This is a genomic window from Streptomyces sp. NBC_01235, from assembly GCF_035989285.1.
Lineage (GTDB): Bacteria > Actinomycetota > Actinomycetes > Streptomycetales > Streptomycetaceae > Streptomyces.
Genome location: NZ_CP108513.1, coordinates 791,009 through 808,024 on the forward strand (window position 1 = coordinate 791,009; position 17,016 = coordinate 808,024).

Below are 17,016 nucleotides of genomic sequence, written 5' to 3' on the forward strand. Positions count from 1 at the left end.
CTTGTGGGTCGTCGTGGGCCGGCGCCGGGGTCACGCGTCGGCCTTGGCTGCGGTGCGCGCGAGGTTGCGGCGGATGGCGTACCAGCCCCCGACCAGCGCGGCGACGATCAGCGGCAGGCACAGCACGGTGGTGCGTCCGGCGCCGCCGTCGGCGTACATGAGGAACAGGACCGAGACGAGGAAGCACAGTGTCACGAGTTCGGTCCACGGGGAGCCCGGGAGCTGGTAGCTCGGGCGGGTCAGCTCGCCCTTCTGGGTCTTCTGCCAGAAGAGGAGGTGACAGACCATGATCATGCCCCAGGTGGAGAGGATGCCGATCGCCGCGAAGTTCAGGACGATCTCGAAGGCGTCCGCCGGGACGACGAAGTTGAGGCCGACGCCCAGGACACAGATACCGCTCGTGAGCAGAATGCCGCCGTACGGGACCTGGCTGCGGCTCATCACGCCGGTGAACTTGGGGGCGGAGCCCGACATCGCCATGGAGCGCAGGATGCGGCCGGTGGAGTACAGGCCGGAGTTGAGCGAGGACATGGCCGCGGTCAGGACGACCAGGTTCATGACCCCGCCCGCCGCCGGGATGCCGATGTTGGACAGGACCGTCACGAAGGGGCTCTCGGCGGAGGTGTACTTGTTCCAGGGCAGCAGCATCGACAGCAGGACGACCGAGCCGACGTAGAACAGGCCGACCCGCCACATGATCGAGTTGATCGCCTTCGGCATGATCTTCTCGGGGTTCTGGGTCTCCCCCGCCGCGACGCCGACCAGCTCGACCGAGGCGTAGGCGAAGACGACGCCCTGGATGATCAGCAGCATGGGCAGCAGGCCACTGGGGAAGACGCCGCCGTTGTCGGTGATCAGGGACGGGCCGGGGGTGGCGCCGTCCACCGGGTGCTGCGTGACCAGCAGGAAGATGCCGATACACATGAAGATCACCAGCGCGCTGACCTTCACGATGGCGAACCAGAACTCCAGTTCGCCGAATATCTTCACCGAGATCAGGTTCACGGTGAGGACCACGGCGAGGGCGATCAGCGCGATCACCCACTGGGGGATGTCGGAGAACATGCCCCAGTAGTGGGTGTAGGTGGCGACCGCGGTGATGTCGGCGATGCCGGTGGTGGCCCAGTTCAGGAAGTACATCCAGCCGGCCGTGTACGCGCCCTTCTCGCCGAGGAACTCGCGGGCGTAGGACACGAAGGCGCCGGAGGACGGGCGGTACAGGACGAGTTCGCCGAGAGCGCGCACGACCAGGAAGGCGAAGACGCCGCAGACCGCGTAGGCGATGAAGAGGGAGGGGCCTGCGTCGGCGAGGCGTCCTCCGGCGCCCAGGAAGAGGCCGGTGCCGATGGCGCCGCCGATGGCGATCATGTTGACGTGCCGGGACTTCAGCGACTTGCTGTAGCCCTCGTCTCCGGCGTCGACGTGACGGGTGGAGGTGCGCGTCTCGTCTTTGAGGTGCTGGTCGCTCACGCCGCGGGTCCGCCTTCCAGGTGAGGGTTCGTGCGCGGGGCGCGCACGATGTCGGTGAGGGTCGTCTCGACGCGGTCGAGGTGGTGGCTCATCGCCTCCACCGCGTCGGGCTCGGAACCGTCGATCAGCGCCTCGACGATCGCCCGGTGCTCGCGGTTGGACTGCTCGCGCCGCCCGCCCAGCTCGTTGAGGAAGGCCGACTGACGCGCCAGTGCGTCCCGGATCTCCTCGATGACCCGGCGGAACACCGGGTTCTGGGCGGCTTCGGCGACGGCCAGGTGGAAGAGGGTGTCCATCGCGACCCACGCGGTGGTGTCCGTCTCCCGCTCCATGCGGTCGAGCAGATGGGCCAGGTGGTCCAGGTTCTCCGGGGTGCGGCGCAGCGCCGCGTACCCGGCGACCGGGATCTCGACGTGGCGGCGCACCTCGAGCAGGTCGCTGGCCGCGTAGTCGCCGAAGGTGGGGTCCTCGACGGTGTTCGCGATCACGAAGGTGCCCTTGCCGGTCTTGGCGACCGTGAGGCCCATGGTCTGCAGGGCGCGCAGGGCCTCCCGCAGGACGGGCCGGGACACCTCGAGGGTGCGGCAGAGCTCGGCTTCGGAGGGAAGCTTGTCCCCGATGGCGTACTCGCCGCGCTCGATGGCGCCGCGGAGGTGGGTGAGGACCGCTTCCATCGCGCTGACGCGCCGCGGTACCCGACCACCTGTCTGGCTGTCTGACAGGTTCACGGGAGTGATACTCCGGGTGGCCGAAGGCCGCTGTCAAGACGGGCGAAAACAAAAATTCAGGGGGCGGGCGGCCTGAAAGGCAACTTCCCGCCCCCTGAAGGGCTTTCGCCGCTCGGCGCCGCTCAGCTGTCGAGGACCCCGGCGCCCAGCAGTCCGAACAGCGCCAGGCCGACGACGATGCGGTAGACGACGAACGCGTTGAAGGAGTGCTTGGCGACGAACTTCAGCAGCCAGGCGATGGAGGCGTAGGCGACGACGAAGGACACGGCCGTGCCGACGGCAAGAGGCGCCGCGCCCGCGCCGGTGCCCAGGGCGTCCTTCAGCTCGTAGATCCCCGCGCCGGTCAGGGCGGGAATGCCGAGGAAGAACGACAGGCGGGTGGCGGCGACCCGGTCCAGGTCGAGCATGAGCGCGGTGGACATGGTGGCGCCGGAGCGGGAGAAGCCGGGGAAGAGCAGCGCGAGGATCTGGGAGCTGCCGACCAGCATCGCGTCCTTGAACGAGGTGTCGTCCTCGCCGCGCTTGTGGCGGCCCATCTGGTCGGCCGCCCACATCACGCCGCTGCCGACGATCAGCGAGCCCGCGACCACCCACAGCGAGGCCAGCGGCCCCTCGATGAGCGGCTTGGCGGCGAGGCCGACGACGACGATCGGGATCGTCGCGTAGATCACCCACCAGGCGAACTTGTAGTCGTGGTGCTGCCGCTCCTCGCGGTGGCGCAGTCCCCGGAACCAGGCCGACACGATCCGCACGATGTCCTTGCGGAAGTACACGAGCACGGCGGCGATCGCCCCGACCTGGATCACGGCCGAGAACCCGACGACGGCGTCGTCGTCGACCGGGATCTTCATCAGGCCTTCGGTGATCTTCAGATGTCCGGTCGAGGAGACGGGGAGGAACTCGGTCACTCCCTCGACGGCTCCGAGGACGACGGCCTGGCCGACGGAGATGGCGCTCATGGAATCCAGTTCTGAGGAGACGAATCGGTCGACAGCGTTGTAGACGCTCCGGTGTCGTACATAGTCCTACCAGGCCCGGAGCGGGTGGAACGGCCCTACGGCCACACCGACTGGCCGATCGCCACCCCGGCGAAGGCGGCCCCGAGGCCGACGACCACGCTCGCGGCGGCGTTGGCGGCGGCGTAGAGGCCCGCGCCGGTCTCGGTCAGCCGGAGCGTCTCGTAGGAGAACGTCGAGTACGTCGTGAGGGCGCCGCACAGCCCTGTCCCGAGGAACAACCGCAGGTCGGGGCCGACGGCCGCGGCGCCGGTCAGGGTGCCGAGGACCAGGCAGCCGGTGATGTTGACGACGAAGGTGCCCCAGGGGAAGACGGAGTCGTGCCGGGACTGCACCGCGCGGTCGGTCAGATAGCGCAGCGGGGCGCCGATCATGCCGCCGGCGACCACGACCAACCAGTTCACAACGACTTCTTACCCTCTCTGTCCGAATGGCCCCGGTTCTCGCCGCGGCCGACGTACCTGATCACCTCGCACGGATCGAGGGTGACCATCCCCTCCGTGACCAGCGCGTCGAGTTCGGGCAGGAAGGCCCGCACCCGCTCCTCGGTGTCCACCACGACCACCGCCACCGGCAGGTCCTCGCTGAGCGAGAGCAGCCGGGAGGTGTGGATGAGGGACGACGCGCCGAAGCCCTCGATGCCCCGGAAGACGCTGGCTCCGGCGAGACCCGCCGCGTGGGCGCGGTGCACGATCTCCGTGTAGAGGGGCTTGCGGTGCCAGGTGTCGTTCTCGCCGACGAAGACGGTCAGTCGCAGGGCACTGCCGGTGAGTCTCGTCATGGCTGCCTCCACTTCAGAGCGCGGCGGGTCGCCGTGGCCGCGAGCCACACCGCCGTGAGCGCCGCGAACAGGGTCGCCGCCAGGTAGGCCAGGGCCGTGCCGGGGCGGCCCCCGTCGAACAGCTTCTGGAGGTCGACGGCGTACGTCGAGAAGGTGGTGAAGCCGCCGAGCACGCCGGTGCCGAAGAAGGGGCGCACCAGCCGGTGGGCGGTCATGGCCTCGGTGAGGAGGACCAGGAAGACGCCGATCACCGCGCAGCCGACGACGTTCACCCAGAAGGTCGTCCAGGGGAAGCCGCCGGTCTGTGCAGGCCACCACAGCGAGGCCGCGTAGCGGGCCCCGGCACCGATCCCTCCGCCGGCCGCCACGACGGCGACCACCGGGAGCTGTCCCGTCCCGGTGGTGCGCCGTGGCGCGCTGGTACGGAGACTCTCGGCCTCCGGCGCTGTCATGTCGTACGTCTCCTGCCCCGTCCGGGACCGCCCCACCTCGTCGAGGTGTCACGGCCGGGAACAGCGTAGCGCCGCCTCATTTGGTCACGGGCGCCTCGCAGACCGCGATGCCCCGCTCCCAGAGGCTGCCCAGGACCAGCCGGCCTCCGGTCTCGCAGACGCTGGTGACCATGCGGAATCCGGAGCGGTGGCGGGTGAGGTGGTGCAGGACACGGCCGTCGTCGTCGATCGCGAGCACACCGGCCGTGCCCGAGGGGCGAAAGGGCGCGTTCAGGGCCAGCCGGGCGGCGCGGCGGCGTACCGCGGGGCCGGCCCGGTGCAGGAGGTCGAGCGGGGGGACGCGCGGGCCGGCCAACGCCACCCAGACCGGACCGTCGGGCGCGCCGCGCCACAGGTTGTCCGGGAACCCCGGCAGGTGCTCGACGAGGGGATCGGCCTGTCCGGCACTGGGGCCGGTGAGCCAATAGCGGGTGAGGCGTCGGGCGCCGGTCTCGGCGACGATCAGGAAGGAGTCGTCGGCGCTGCGGGCGAGGCCGTTGGCGAACTGCAGCCCCTCCAGGGCGACTTCGGCCTCACGGGCACCGGGCGCGAGACGCAACAGGCGCCCGGTGCCGCTGTGTTCGACGAGGTCGCCCATCCAGTCGCGTAAGGGGTGGACCTGGCTGGAGACGGTGAAGTAGACGGTGCCGTCGGGCAGGGCGACGACGTTGCTGCAGAAGCGCAGCCGCTCCCCCGCCGCCGACTCCGTCAGGACGCGCACGTTGCCGGAGCCGCCGTCGGGGTCGACCCGCACCAGAGCGCCGTCGGCGCAGCACACCAACAGGTCGCCGTCCGGGAGGAGTTCGAGGCCGAGCGGACGGCCGCCGATCTCGCCGATGTGCTCGACCCGGGCCGCGGGCGGGTCCTCCAGACCGTCGACACGCAGGATCCTCCCGTCCGACACCCCGGTCAGAATCCGCCCTCTGGGGTCGGCGACGACGTCTTCGGGGCCGCTCCCGGGGAGAGTGATGTACCTGAGGGGGACGAGAGGCGTCCGACGGTCCATATGGGTCCGCCCTTCCTTGGGGAGGCGGCCATCCTCGCAGGCGGGGGTGTCGGCGGCGGGTCGTACCCGTGGCCTTTTGCCGGGCTTTTCCGGAAAGCGATCCCTGCGTCCTCTACCGCCTCTTCCCGAAGTTCCCCACCACCTCTTCTCGAACATGTGCGCCACTTCGGCAAGGTGTCGCGCAACGGGCAGGGGCCCGGCCGTGGGATGCGGCCGGGCCCCTGCTTGAGAGGGTCGCGGGATCAGCGGTGGCTGAACCACGACATGGAGGACAGCGCCTTGTCGTCGTAGCCGAACAGGGCCTGGTTCTCCCAGCCGTTGCCGGAGGTGGCGTCGGCCGGGTCCCAGCCGTTGCCGGTGACGGCCGTCCAGGTCGCCTCCCAGTAGAAGACGCCGAGGCCGCGGCCGTTCGGAACCGCTTCCACGATGTTCGCGACGGCGTTCATCCAGGCCAGCTGGCCGGCCGCGGTCGCCGGGTAGCCGGAGACCAGTTCGGAGGACAGGTCGATCTGGTTGGTGAGCGAGTCGTCGCTGTCGAGCCGGAAGGGGTAGGCCGTCTCGGCGACGAACACCGGCTTGGAGTAGCGGGCGGCCGCGTCGTCCAGCGTGGTCTGGAAGTCGGCGAGGGTGCCGTGCCAGTAGCCGTAGTACGACAGGCCGATCACGTCGAACTTCACGCCGTTGGAGACGGCGTTGTCGAACCACCAGCGGGTACCGCTCAGGTCGCCGCCCTTGGCGAGGTGCAGGGCGACGGTGGTGGACGAGTTGACCGCCTTGACGGCGTTGTAGCCGGAGTTGAGCAGACCGGCCAGCTGGCTCCAGTTGTCGGTGGAACCCTCGGACCACAGCATGCCGCCGTTGATCTCATTGCCGACCTGGACCATGTCGGCGGTGGTGCCCTGCGCCTTCAACGCGTTCAAGACGTCGTACGTGTGGTTGTACACGTCCGTCTTGAGTTGACTGTACGAGTGGCCCGCCCAGGCGGCCGGCTTGGACTGGGCGCCCGGGTCGGCCCAGGTGTCCGAGTAGTGGAAGTCGACCAGAAGCTTCTGACCCGCCGCCTTGATGCGCTTGGCCATGGCGAGGACGCGCGTCTTGTTGTTGTAGCCGTCGGCCGGGTTGACCCAGACCTTCAGGCGCGCGTAGTTCATGCCGGCGTTCTTCAGGATGGTGACCGCGTCGCCGGTGGTGCCGGAACCGGTCTTGTAGACACCGCCCTTGGCCTCGCTCTTGGCGAGGGAGGAGATGTCGGCACCCTTGATCGACAGTCCGGTCGTGCCGGACGTGAAGGTCAGGTCGTCAACATTGATCCAGTTGCCCGCCTTCGCGTCACTGTTGATGCTGATGGTGCACTGGTTGTTCGTCACATTGACCGGCGTGACGATGTGGACCCAACCACTGGACGAGACCGGCAGATCGGTGCGCTGGTCCGTGCCGCCGCAGTTCTTGAGGGCTATGTAGGCCGAGTTCTGGCCGCCGCCGGAGCGGACCCACGCGGTCAGCTTGTAGGTGCCGTTGGTCAGACCCGAGAGGTACTGGTACGTCTCCACCTTGTAGGCGGTGGACGCCCAGTGGGACAGGCGGTAACTGCCGCTGTGCCCGCCGGACTCGACGTACGAGGCGCCCGTGTCGCCGTACTCGGTCCAGCCGCTGGGGGTGGCCGCCCCGGTGCCGTCGGTCTCGAAGCCGCCGTTGGTGAGCGTGCTCGCCGCCTGGGCGGTCTGCGCGGGAAGGGCGGTGAGGGCGAGTCCCGCGGCGAGCGGCAGCAGCAGGGCCCTGAGGGTGCGTCTGGGATGGAACATCGTCGTCCGTCGTCCCTTCGACGTGATGGGGATGGGGTTCCCCCGCGAGATCCCGGAAGGGGTCTCACGTGAGGCCCCGGAGGGGTTCTCCCGTGAGGGAGGGACCCCCTCCGCCCGCGGCTCGCGGCTCCACGGGCGAAGGGGGAGTCGGCTCAGCCGTCGAGTCGCACGACCCGTACGGCTCCCGCCGGGACCGCGAGGCGGCCGGCGGCGCGTTCGCCCGTCAGCAGTTCGGTGCCGGATGCCTCCAGCGGCACCTTGGCGTCGGTGGCGGTGTGGTTGATCGCGAAGAGGTAGCTGCCCGTCTCGCCTGAGCGGCGCACGACCTCCACGTCGCGGGGCAGGTCGGCGCGCGGGGCGATCGCCGCGTCCTCGGCGGCCCAGCCGAGAGTTGCGTCCAGGCCCTCGTGGCCGAGGCGGGTGGAGACGTACCAGGCGGTGCCCTCGCCGAGGCGGTGCCGGGTGACGGCCGGGTGTCCGGCCGTGAGGCCGTCCGCGTACGTCCAGACGGTCTCGGCGCCCTGCGGCACCACGAACTCCGTCCACACGTCGCCGCCGATCTCGGAGCCGTCGGGGCCGGTGACGCGCACGCTCTCGCCCTGGAGCAGCGGGGAGAACTCCTCGACCGTGAGGCCGAGGACGTCGCGGAGCGCGCCCGGGTAGGCACCCTCGTGAACAGCGTCGTGCTCGTCGACGATGCCGGAGAAGTACGACACGACGAGGGTGCCGCCGTTCTCGACGTACTCCTCGAGGTTGCGGCCGGCCGCCTCCGTCATCAGATACAGGGCGGGCACCACGACCAGCGGGTACTTCGAGAGGTCGGCCTCGGGGTGGGCGAAGTCGACGGTGAGGTGGCGGTCGTAGAGGACCTCGTAGAAGGCGTCGGCACGCTCGCGCGGGTCGGCGTCCTCGCTGGGGCGCCAGGCGAGGTTCTGCGCCCACCAGGAGTGCCAGTCCCAGAGCACCGCCACGTCGGCCTCGGTGCGGGTGCCGCGGATCGTGCTCAGGGAGTCGAGACAGGCGCCGAGTTCGACGACCTCGCGCCATACGCGGGTGTCGGTGCCGCCGTGCGGGACCATCGCCGAGTGGAACTTCTCGGCACCGCGCCGGGACTGCCGCCACTGGAAGAACATGGCGCCCTCGGAGCCGCGGGCCACGTGCGCGAGGGAGTTGCGTGCCATCTGCCCGGGGGCCTTGGCGGGGTTGCGCGGCTGCCAGTTGATGCCCGAGGTGGAGTGTTCCAGCAGGATCCACGGCGCGCCGGCGCCGACGGAGCGGGTGAGGTCGGCGGCCATCGCGAGGTTGACGTGGGTGCGGCGGCCGTCGGTGATCAGGTAGTGGTCGTTGGTGACGATGTCGACCTCGCGGCCCCAGGCCCAGTAGTCGACCGAGTCGCACTGGCTGAGGGCGGTCATGAAGTTGGTCGTGACCGGCAGGCCCGGCGCGAGACGGTGCAGGATGTCCCGCTCCATACGGAAGTTCTCGCGCATCGTGGCGTCGGCGAAGCGCTTGTAGTCCAGGGCCTGGCCCGGGTTGCCGACGGTCGGGGTGGCGCGCGGCGGGTTGATGTCCTCGAAGCTCGCGTAGCGCTGTCCCCAGAACGCGGTGCCCCAGGCCGCGTTGACCGCCTCCACCGTGCCGTACGTCGTCTCCAGCCAGCGGCGGAAGTGGGCGGCGCAGGAGTCGCAGTAGCAGGCCGAGACGGGGACGCCGTACTCGTTGTGCACGTGCCACATCGCCAGCGCCGGGTGGTCGCCGTAGCGCTCGGCGAGCTGCGTGGTGATGTTCGCCGCCGCGGCGCGGTAGTGGGCGTTGCTGTGACATATCGCGGCGCGGGAGCCGAACTCGTAGCGCACGCCCTCGGGGGTCACGGGCATCGCGTCGGGGTGGTCGCGGTAGAACCAGACCGGTGGGGCCACCGTGGGCGTGCCCAGGTCGACGCGGATGCCGTTCTCGTGCAGCAGGCCGATGATCCGGTCGAGCCAGCCGAAGTCGTACACCCCGGGTGAGGGCTCCAGCAGGGCCCAGGAGAAGATCCCGACGCTCACCATGGTGATGCCGGCCTCCCGCATCAGCCGGACGTCGTCCTGCCAGACGGTTTCCGGCCACTGCTCGGGGTTGTAGTCCCCACCGAAGGCGAGCCTGGTGAGGCCCCTGGGGGTGGTCTCCGGCATGGATCTCTCCCGTTTAATCGATCATCTGGGAACGTGCACACACTGCGGCGGCCGTCGAAGCCCAACATAACCGCACAGCAACAACCATTGACAAGTGTCCGGGATGTTTCTCTACTGTGAACGCTCACAGACAGCATGACAGGGCCTCGCGACGGGCGGGGACCTGACTCATGCGATCGCATGGCGAGTTTTCGCAGCAGGCGAAAACCCAGGTCAGGGGAGAAACCCATGCCCAGCACGAACCGTCGGCGGCTCTTTGTCAGAGGCGCGGCCTCCGCCCTCGCCGTCACTCTCGGCGCCACCGCCCTTGCCGCCTGCGGCTCGTCCGACGACGACAGCGGCACCGAGTCCGGTCCGGTCTCGCTCACGTACTGGACGTGGACGCCCGGCATGGACAAGGTCGTGGACCTGTGGAACAAGGGCCAGGGCAAGAAGGACCAGATCACCGTCACGGTGAAGAAGCAGGCGTCCGGCGACACGCTGGTCACCAAGATCCTCACCGCGCACAAGGCCGGCAAGGCTCCGGACCTGGTCCAGGCCGAGTACCAGGCGCTGCCGACGCTGGTCAGCAATGACGCGCTGGCGGACATAGCGAAGAACGTCGGGGACGCGAAGAGCAAGTTCGCGGACGGTGTCTGGCAGCAGACGACGCTGGGCACGGACGCCGTCTACGCGGTGCCGCAGGACATCGGCCCGATGATGTTCTACTACCGCGCGGACCTCTTCAAGAAGTACGGCCTGACGGTCCCGGCGACCTGGGAGCAGTTCGCGCAGACCGCCCGCGCGCTGAAGAAGAAGGCCCCGGACACGGACCTCACCACCTTCTCGGCCAACGACTCAGGTCTCTTCGCGGGCCTCGCCCAGCAGGCCGGAGCCAAGTGGTGGACCACCTCGGGCGACAAGTGGAAGGTCGGCATCGACGACACGGCCACCAAGAAGGTCGCCGACTTCTGGGGCGGCCTCGTCAAGGAGGGCGCCATCGACAACCAGCCGATGTACACCCCGGCCTGGAACAAGGCGCTCAACACCGGCAAGCAGATCGCCTGGGTCTCCGCCGTCTGGGCGCCGGGCACCCTGACCACCGCCGCGCCCGACACCAAGGGCAAGTGGGCCATGGCCCCGCTCCCCCAGTGGTCGAACGGCGAGAACGTCACCGGTAGCTGGGGCGGCTCCTCCACGGCCGTGACGACGGACTCCAAGCACAAGGAGGCCGCCGCCAAGTTCGCCGCCTGGCTGAACACCGACGGCGACGCCCTGAACGCGCTGGCCAAGGAGAGCGGCATCTACCCGGCCTCCAGCTCCGCCCAGCTCAGCGGCGCCTTCACCACCCCGCCGGCCTACTTCTCCAACCAGGCGGACTTCTACACCACGGCCGCCAAGATCGCGAAGACCACGGCGCCGTCCGCCTGGGGCCCGAACGTGAACGTCGCCTACACCACCTTCAAGGACGCGTTCGGCGCCGCCGCGAAGAACAAGTCGGACTTCTCCGCCGCCCTGGCCAAGATGCAGGCGGACACCGTCGCCGACATGAAGAAGCAGGGCTTCGAGGTCTCCGAGTGACCAGCGCACGCCGCCGGAAGTCGTACGGGGTCAAGGGGGCCCCGTACGCCTTCCTTCTTCCCGCGACGACCCTCTTCGCCCTGTTCTTCGCGCTGCCCATCGGTTACGCGGTCTGGCTCAGCTTCCACAAGGTGCACGTCTCCGGCCTCGGCCTGGGGTCGGGCGCCCGGAAGGAGGTCTGGGCCGGCATCGAGAACTACACCGACGCCCTCACCGACAGCGAGCTGGTCGACGGCGCGCTGCGCGTCCTCGGCTACGGCTGCATCGTCGTCCCCTTGATGCTGGGCCTGGCGCTGCTGTTCGCGCTGATGCTCGACTCCGAGAAGGTGCGGCTCGCCCCGTTCACCCGGCTCGCGATCTTCCTGCCGTACGCCATCCCCGGCGTGGTGGCGGCGCTCCTGTGGGGCTTCCTGTACCTGCCGGACGTCAGCCCCTTCTACTACGTGCTCGAGAAGCTGGGCATGCCGCAGCCGGACCTGCTGGACGGCGGTCCGCTGTACCTCGCCCTGTCGAACATCGCGATCTGGGGCGGCACCGGCTTCAACATGATCGTCATCTACACCTCGTTGCAGGCCATCCCGGCCGAGGTGCACGAGGCGGCGAAGCTGGACGGCGCCACTCCGACGCAGATCGCGCTGAAGATCAAGATCCCGATGGTGGCGCCCTCGCTGGTGCTGACCTTCTTCTTCTCGATCATCGCGACGCTCCAGGTCTTCAACGAGCCGACCACCCTGAAGCCGCTCACCAACTCCGTGTCCACGACCTGGAGTCCGCTGATGAAGGTGTACCGGGACGCGTTCGGCACCGGTGACATCTACCAGGCGGCCGCCGAGGCCGTGATCATCGCCATCGCCACGCTGGTGTTGTCCTTCGGGTTCCTGCGGGCCGCGAACCGGCGGAACAAGCGGGACGTCAGTCATGGAGGGGCACGATGAGTTCTCTTGCCGTACAGAAGGCGCCCTCGGCGGCCGGCGCCACGGGCACCGCGCGGAGCCGTCCGCCGCTGCGCGGCCGGATCGCGCTGGTGCCGACGATCACGCTGCTGCTGGGCGCGATCTACTGCCTGCTGCCGGTGGCCTGGGTTGTGATCGCGTCCACCAAGTCCGGCAGTGAGCTGTTCTCCACCTTCACCTTCCTGCCGGGCACCGGCTTCGCCGACAACATCACGGACCTCAACGCCTACCGCGACGGCATCTACTGGCAGTGGATGGGCAACTCCGCCCTGTACGCGATCCTGGGCGCGCTGCTGTCGACGTGTGTCTCGGCGTTCAGCGGCTACGCGCTGGCGACGTACCGCTTCCGGGGCCGCGAGGCGATGTTCAACGTGCTGCTCGCGGGCGTGCTGATGCCGCCGATCATCCTCGCCATCCCGCAGTACCTGCTCATGGCGAACGCGGACCTCACGGACTCCTACTGGTCCGTGCTGCTGCCGCAGATCCTCTCCCCGTACGGCGTCTACCTCTCGCGCATCTACGCGGCCGCGGCCGTGCCGAGCGACGTGGTGGAGGCCGGCCGGATGGACGGGGCGAGCGAGTGGCGGATCTTCACGCGGATCGCGCTGCCGATGATGGTGCCCGGCATGGTGACGGTGTTCCTGTTCCAGTTCGTGGCGATCTGGAACAACTTCCTGCTGCCGTACATCATGCTCAGCGACGACGAGAAGTTCCCGATCACGCTCGGCCTGTTCACGCTTCTCGAGCAGGGCGCCAACACCCCGGCGCTCTACACTCTGGTGATCACCGGCGCGTTCCTCGCCGTGATCCCGCTGGTGGCGCTGTTCCTGGTCATTCAGCGCTTCTGGAGCCTGGATCTGCTGTCCGGAGCCGTAAAGTCATGACCATGAACCATGGTGCGGGGGGCCGGCGCAGACCGCCGACCATCCACGACGTCGCGCGGGAGGCAGGAGTCTCACGGGGCACCGTCTCGCGTGTGCTCAACGGCGGGCACTACGTCAGCCCGTCGGCGGCGGAGGCGGTCAACGCCGCCATCCGCAGGACGGGCTACGTCGTGAACCGGCACGCCCGTTCACTGATCACCGGCCGTTCCGACTCCGTGGGCTTCCTGCTGACGGAGCCCCAGGAGCGGTTCTTCGAGGACCCGAACTTCAATGTCCTGCTCAGCGGCTGCACTCAGGCACTGGCCGCGCACGACATCCCGCTGCTGCTGATGCTGGCCGGTACCGAGGACGAACGGCGGCGCATCACGCGGTACATCACGGCCGGCCACGTCGACGGCGTGCTGCTGGTCTCCAGCCACTCCGGCGACCCGGTGGCGGAGGAACTCCGCCAGGCGGGACTGCCCCTCGTCCAGTGCGGCAAGCCCATGGGGCTCGGCTCCAAGGTGAGTTATGTGGCCGCGGACGACCGGGACGGCGCTCGTGACATGGTGCGCCACCTGCTGTCGCTGGGCCGCCGGCGTATCGGCGTGGTGAGCGGACCGCTGGACACCCCGGGCGGTGTCGATCGCCTCGCCGGCTACAAGGAGGTGCTCGCGGAAGCGGGCATCGAGATCGACGAACGCCTCATCGTCTCCGGCGACTACAGCCGGGCCAGCGGCGAGGCGGGCGCCGAACGACTGTTGGCGCAGGCCCCGGACATGGACGCCGTGTTCGTGGCGTCCGACCTGATGGCGCAGGGCGCCCTGACCGCGCTGCACCGGTCGGGCCGCCGGGTCCCCGAGGACGTGTCCGTGGGCGGCTTCGACGACTCCATCGCGGCAACGGAGGCCACCCCCGCCCTCACGACGATCCGCCAGCCTTATGACCGCATCAGCGCCGAGATGGTGCGCGTGCTGCTCGCCCAGATAGGGGGCGAGGACCCGGCGGCGGTGATCCTGCCGACGGAGCTGGTGAAGCGGGAGTCGACGTGAGGTGACGGGTCCGGTCGTCGCGACCGGACCCGTCAGGACCGACCGGACCCGTCAGGACCGACCGGACCGGTCAGGATCGGAGAAGCCGTCCCGCGCTCCCCCGGCCTAGCGTGAGAACACGGGCGCGACACCGCGTACCGCAACTCACCGAGGAGGACGCCATGGCCGCCGGCCTGCAGACGATCATCTACCCCGTCAAGGACCTCGACCGGGCGAAGGCCCTGTTCAGCGCGCTGCTGGAGGTCGAGCCGTACGCCGATGAGCCCTACTACGTCGGCTTCAAGGCCGCCGGGCAGGACGTCGGCCTCGACCCGAACGGACACGCCAAGGGCATGACCGGACCGGTCCCGTACTGGCACGTCACCGACCTGCGCGAGCGACTCGCGGCGCTCGTGGCGGCGGGCGCGGAGCTGTTGCAGGACGCCCAGGACGTGGGCAACGGCCGGCTCATCGCCTTCGTGAAGGACGCGGACGGCAACCTCGTGGGACTGCTCCAGGACCCCTCGTAGAAAACTGCTTGCACCCGCACTAGTTGCACTGTAAACGAATGCGCGAAACGGTGTTACCGTGCGGGTATGACAGCCAAGACAGCTGGGGCGGGCCTCGAGGAACGGTGGCGGGACATCCTGTCGGTGCACGCGCGCACGATGTGCGAGATCGATCGCGCGCTGCATCCGCACGGCCTCGGTGCGAGCGACTTCGAAGTGCTCGACATCCTCGCCTCCGAGGCGCCCCGCGAGGGCGACCAGTGCCGGGTGCAGAACCTCGCCGGCCGGGTGCACCTCAGTCAGAGCGCGCTGTCCCGCCTCATCGGCCGTCTGGAGAAGGAAGGCCTGGTGGAGCGTTCCGTCTGTGTGGAGGACCGGCGCGGGGTGTACGTCACCCTCACCCGTAAGGGCCGCGACCTGCACACGGAGGTGCTGCCGCTTCAGCGGGCGGTACTGGACCGGATGCTGGGCGCCGCCCCGGAACAGGGCTAGCCCCCGGCCGGCCCGGCAACAGGGTCAGGGGTTCTTCTCGCCCGGCCTGCGGTCCACCGGCCGTCGCGGTGGGACCGCGGTCGTCGGAAAGTCCCGGGGGCCCGTCCACAGGGCGGGAACCGCGTCGCAGCGGCGGCACAGCTCGTAGGCGATCGCCTCGTAGTTGACCCGCCAGCCCCGGAAGTGCGGCCAGGCCTCCTCGGTGCCGCGTTCGGCGCCGAAGCCCGTCGTCTCCAGCATCGACACCGCCGCCTCGAACTCGACGAAGGTCAGCCGGATCGGGGCGTCCGGGGCGGGGTCGGCTTCGAAGGGGAAGCGCAGGACGCGGGCGATGTCGCGCAGGGCGGTGAAGCCGGCGCGCAGGACGAGCCTGGCCTCCGGCGGTGCGCCGCGCGGCGACAGCGCGAGCTGTATGGCCGCCGCGTCCATCACGGCGACCAGTCCGACCAGCCAGCTGCGGTACGGGCGGGGTGAGCGGAACGCCAGCAGCACGGGGTAGGTGGAGTGGCTCTCCCCCATGTCCGCGGCGAGCCGCTCCCAGGACCGGTACAGCTCCGGCAGCGCGGTCTCGGTGTCGACGAGCCACTGCCGGGCCAGGAGCTCGGGTCCCCAGGCGGGCTCCCCGGCCCGGGACAGCAGCAGGGTGACCTCCAGCTCTCGGCGGTTGTAGGCGGCGTACAGGGCAGGCAGGTAGGCGATCTGCAGGGCGATGACGACCGGCCCGGTGACCGCGGCGAGGAAGTCGAGCGCCGACAGCCGCAGGCGGGCGCCGCTGGCGAAGCCGAGGGTGAAGAGGCTGGATCCGGCCTCCCGGAAGGCGGCGGTCCAGTTCAGCGGGGACAGGGCGTACAGCAGCAGGCCGTAGCCGACCAGGGCGCCGCCGAGCCAGATCGCCAGCATGCCGACCAGCATCAGCGGGGCCAGCCAGGCCTGCCACCGGTCGATGGTCTCGTAACCACGGCGCAGGGCCGCGAGATGCAGCAGGCGGCGCAGCGTCCACCACAGCCGGTAGACGACCACGGAGTACAGACCGCGTGGTACGACGAGGGTGCGCAGGATGCTGCCGAGGGTCAGCGCGAGCACGATTCCGCCGGCCAGGCCGGAGAGCCAGATCATGCGGTCATTGTGAATCAAGAGGTCTCTGCGGAGTGTTCCCTCGGTGCAGCGGTTCCCGAGCCGCGGGCCGGCGCGCTCATCGTGACCGGGGGTGGCGGAGGCCAGGTCTGCGTTCGGGCTCAGGCCGACAGCGGCGAGAAGGGCGACGCCCCCAGCCGGTGCGGGCGATGTCGAGGACACCCACGAGGTGGCCGGCGTCGCCGACGACCGTCGCGGGCACGCCGTGCGCGGGCGCGGGTGCTCGACGGCGGGCGATTCCATGGTCCTGGCCGGGCACGGCTGCGGCGGATCCTCGCGGGGCAGGACGACGAGAGACCCCGCCCCGCGCCGGCACGGGACGCGTGGTCCCGCCGGGCGGTACCAAAAGGGCACTGGCCCACAAGGCGCTCGTCGAGGTCGGCATCGCGGAGCGCGCGGACGTCCGGCGCCCTGGACGCGCTCACCCACGGCAGGTGCGGCGACTCGTTCCCGAGCTGTGGGGGATCCGCGCGGCTGCGCAGTCCTCCTGATCACCCATGACGAGGAGGAGGCGCTCCTGCTCGCCGACCTCCACGACGACACCGGTGGGCGCTAGCGGGCGAGCAGGGTGCGCACCCCTTCCGACGTGAGGGTGAGCGGATGGTCGCCGGCCGCGTCGATGGCGAGGGACAGCTCGCCGGTCGGCCACTGCGCGGCGAGGGCGCCAAGGGGCACCAGACGGTAGCGGGCGACGTCCGGCAGCAGGTCCGCCATCTCGGGTTCGGAGGTGAACACCGGCACCACGGGCGCGCCGCCGGGCTGCTCCAGCACAGGCAGGGCGACCGTGGTCGGGTCGGTGACGTCCTCGTCGGTGGCGTCGTCGGGCACGGGCACGAGGACGTCGCAGTGCGCGAGCGTGTCCAGTGCCGCCGTGTTCTCGGTGTCCCGGGCCAGCGCGTCCAGCGCCAGCGCGGCGGGGTTGTCGGTGGGGTCGTACGCGGGTGTGTCCATGGCAGCTCTCCCTGGTAACGGCGGTCCGGCCACGCGTACCCGAGCAGCTGGGGAT

Annotated in this window: 17 protein-coding genes; 6 read left to right on the forward strand and 11 right to left on the reverse strand. The window is 69.8% G+C overall.

Annotated elements, in window-relative coordinates; all coding sequences use genetic code 11:
- Positions 1-30: 30 nt before the first annotated feature.
- From OG289_RS03575 to OG289_RS03615, 9 genes are all read right to left on the reverse strand, one after another.
- Positions 31-1,470, reverse strand: coding sequence for an amino acid permease (locus OG289_RS03575; protein ID WP_327312535.1), 1,440 nt, complete (start codon positions 1,468-1,470; stop codon positions 31-33).
- Positions 1,467-2,144: a FadR/GntR family transcriptional regulator gene (locus tag OG289_RS03580; RefSeq protein ID WP_079664390.1), complete on the reverse strand. Its 678-nt coding sequence runs from the start codon at positions 2,142-2,144 to the stop codon at positions 1,467-1,469. The genes OG289_RS03575 and OG289_RS03580 overlap by 4 nt, the downstream gene beginning before the upstream one ends.
- Positions 2,145-2,320: 176 nt before the next feature.
- Positions 2,321-3,157, reverse strand: coding sequence for an undecaprenyl-diphosphate phosphatase (locus OG289_RS03585; protein ID WP_327312536.1), 837 nt, complete (start codon positions 3,155-3,157; stop codon positions 2,321-2,323).
- A gap of 95 nt (positions 3,158-3,252) precedes the next feature.
- A complete protein-coding gene (crcB, locus tag OG289_RS03590; RefSeq protein ID WP_327312537.1) occupies positions 3,253-3,618 on the reverse strand; it encodes a fluoride efflux transporter CrcB in 366 nt (121 codons plus the stop codon).
- Positions 3,615-3,995, reverse strand: coding sequence for a DUF190 domain-containing protein (locus tag OG289_RS03595; RefSeq protein ID WP_327312538.1), 381 nt, complete (start codon positions 3,993-3,995; stop codon positions 3,615-3,617). Before OG289_RS03595 ends, crcB (OG289_RS03590) begins: the two co-directional genes overlap by 4 nt.
- Positions 3,992-4,447 carry a fluoride efflux transporter CrcB gene (gene crcB, locus OG289_RS03600; protein ID WP_327312539.1) on the reverse strand — a complete coding sequence of 152 codons (456 nt, stop codon included), beginning with the start codon at positions 4,445-4,447 and terminating at the stop codon, positions 3,992-3,994. The genes OG289_RS03595 and crcB (OG289_RS03600) overlap by 4 nt, the downstream gene beginning before the upstream one ends.
- Before the next feature lie 76 nt (positions 4,448-4,523).
- Positions 4,524-5,492, reverse strand: a complete 969-nt coding sequence (locus OG289_RS03605; RefSeq protein WP_327312540.1) for an SMP-30/gluconolactonase/LRE family protein — start codon at positions 5,490-5,492, stop codon at positions 4,524-4,526.
- Positions 5,493-5,734: 242 nt separating this feature from the next.
- Positions 5,735-7,294, reverse strand: a complete 1,560-nt coding sequence (locus OG289_RS03610) for a glycosyl hydrolase 53 family protein (RefSeq protein ID WP_327312541.1) — start codon at positions 7,292-7,294, stop codon at positions 5,735-5,737.
- Between the two features lie 152 nt (positions 7,295-7,446).
- Positions 7,447-9,468, reverse strand: coding sequence for a beta-galactosidase (locus OG289_RS03615; RefSeq protein ID WP_327312542.1), 2,022 nt, complete (start codon positions 9,466-9,468; stop codon positions 7,447-7,449).
- 228 nt (positions 9,469-9,696) lie between these two features.
- Here OG289_RS03615 and OG289_RS03620 point away from each other — a divergent pair, with 228 nt between their 5' ends.
- The 6 genes from OG289_RS03620 (at position 9,697) to OG289_RS03645 (ending at position 14,876) form a co-directional block, all read left to right on the forward strand.
- Positions 9,697-11,028 (forward strand): ABC transporter substrate-binding protein, encoded by a 1,332-nt coding sequence (locus tag OG289_RS03620; RefSeq protein WP_327312543.1) that lies wholly within the window; start codon positions 9,697-9,699, stop codon positions 11,026-11,028.
- Positions 11,025-11,963 carry a carbohydrate ABC transporter permease gene (locus OG289_RS03625; protein ID WP_327312544.1) on the forward strand — a complete coding sequence of 313 codons (939 nt, stop codon included), beginning with the start codon at positions 11,025-11,027 and terminating at the stop codon, positions 11,961-11,963. The genes OG289_RS03620 and OG289_RS03625 overlap by 4 nt, the downstream gene beginning before the upstream one ends.
- Complete coding sequence (locus OG289_RS03630; RefSeq protein WP_327312545.1) at positions 11,960-12,865, forward strand: carbohydrate ABC transporter permease; 906 nt, start codon at positions 11,960-11,962, stop codon at positions 12,863-12,865. The genes OG289_RS03625 and OG289_RS03630 overlap by 4 nt, the downstream gene beginning before the upstream one ends.
- Positions 12,862-13,896, forward strand: a complete 1,035-nt coding sequence (locus OG289_RS03635; RefSeq protein WP_327312546.1) for a LacI family DNA-binding transcriptional regulator — start codon at positions 12,862-12,864, stop codon at positions 13,894-13,896. The genes OG289_RS03630 and OG289_RS03635 overlap by 4 nt, the downstream gene beginning before the upstream one ends.
- A 161-nt stretch (positions 13,897-14,057) precedes the next feature.
- Positions 14,058-14,405: a VOC family protein gene (locus OG289_RS03640; RefSeq protein ID WP_327312547.1), complete on the forward strand. Its 348-nt coding sequence runs from the start codon at positions 14,058-14,060 to the stop codon at positions 14,403-14,405.
- A gap of 66 nt (positions 14,406-14,471) precedes the next feature.
- Complete coding sequence (locus OG289_RS03645; RefSeq protein WP_327312548.1) at positions 14,472-14,876, forward strand: MarR family winged helix-turn-helix transcriptional regulator; 405 nt, start codon at positions 14,472-14,474, stop codon at positions 14,874-14,876.
- Between the two features lie 24 nt (positions 14,877-14,900).
- On the opposite strand, the gene OG289_RS03650 is transcribed toward OG289_RS03645, so the two are convergent.
- Both OG289_RS03650 and OG289_RS03655 read right to left on the reverse strand, forming a co-directional pair.
- Entirely contained in the window at positions 14,901-15,992 is a 1,092-nt protein-coding gene (locus tag OG289_RS03650; protein WP_327312549.1) for a hypothetical protein, read from the reverse strand.
- Between the two features lie 570 nt (positions 15,993-16,562).
- On the reverse strand, positions 16,563-16,961 hold the full coding sequence (locus OG289_RS03655) for an SseB family protein (protein ID WP_327312550.1): 399 nt from the start codon (positions 16,959-16,961) through the stop codon (positions 16,563-16,565).
- Positions 16,962-17,016: the final 55 nt, after the last annotated feature.

Excerpts from the sequence above, each read along its gene's own strand:
- OG289_RS03630 (WP_327312545.1), top strand. The coding sequence starts at position 11,960 with ATGAGTTCTCTTGCCGTACAGAAGGCGCCCTCGGCGGCCGGCGCCACG.
- OG289_RS03610 (WP_327312541.1), bottom strand. The coding sequence starts at position 7,294 with ATGTTCCATCCCAGACGCACCCTCAGGGCCCTGCTGCTGCCGCTCGCC.
- OG289_RS03615 (WP_327312542.1), bottom strand. The coding sequence starts at position 9,468 with ATGCCGGAGACCACCCCCAGGGGCCTCACCAGGCTCGCCTTCGGTGGG.
- crcB (WP_327312539.1), bottom strand. The coding sequence starts at position 4,447 with ATGACAGCGCCGGAGGCCGAGAGTCTCCGTACCAGCGCGCCACGGCGC.
- OG289_RS03650 (WP_327312549.1), bottom strand. The coding sequence starts at position 15,992 with ATGATCTGGCTCTCCGGCCTGGCCGGCGGAATCGTGCTCGCGCTGACC.
- OG289_RS03595 (WP_327312538.1), bottom strand. The coding sequence starts at position 3,995 with ATGACGAGACTCACCGGCAGTGCCCTGCGACTGACCGTCTTCGTCGGC.
- OG289_RS03585 (WP_327312536.1), bottom strand. The coding sequence starts at position 3,157 with ATGAGCGCCATCTCCGTCGGCCAGGCCGTCGTCCTCGGAGCCGTCGAG.
- OG289_RS03640 (WP_327312547.1), top strand. The coding sequence starts at position 14,058 with ATGGCCGCCGGCCTGCAGACGATCATCTACCCCGTCAAGGACCTCGAC.
- OG289_RS03580 (WP_079664390.1), bottom strand. The coding sequence starts at position 2,144 with ATGGAAGCGGTCCTCACCCACCTCCGCGGCGCCATCGAGCGCGGCGAG.
- OG289_RS03635 (WP_327312546.1), top strand. The coding sequence starts at position 12,862 with ATGACCATGAACCATGGTGCGGGGGGCCGGCGCAGACCGCCGACCATC.
- OG289_RS03655 (WP_327312550.1), bottom strand. The coding sequence starts at position 16,961 with ATGGACACACCCGCGTACGACCCCACCGACAACCCCGCCGCGCTGGCG.
- OG289_RS03645 (WP_327312548.1), top strand. The coding sequence starts at position 14,472 with ATGACAGCCAAGACAGCTGGGGCGGGCCTCGAGGAACGGTGGCGGGAC.
- OG289_RS03605 (WP_327312540.1), bottom strand. The coding sequence starts at position 5,492 with ATGGACCGTCGGACGCCTCTCGTCCCCCTCAGGTACATCACTCTCCCC.
- OG289_RS03620 (WP_327312543.1), top strand. The coding sequence starts at position 9,697 with ATGCCCAGCACGAACCGTCGGCGGCTCTTTGTCAGAGGCGCGGCCTCC.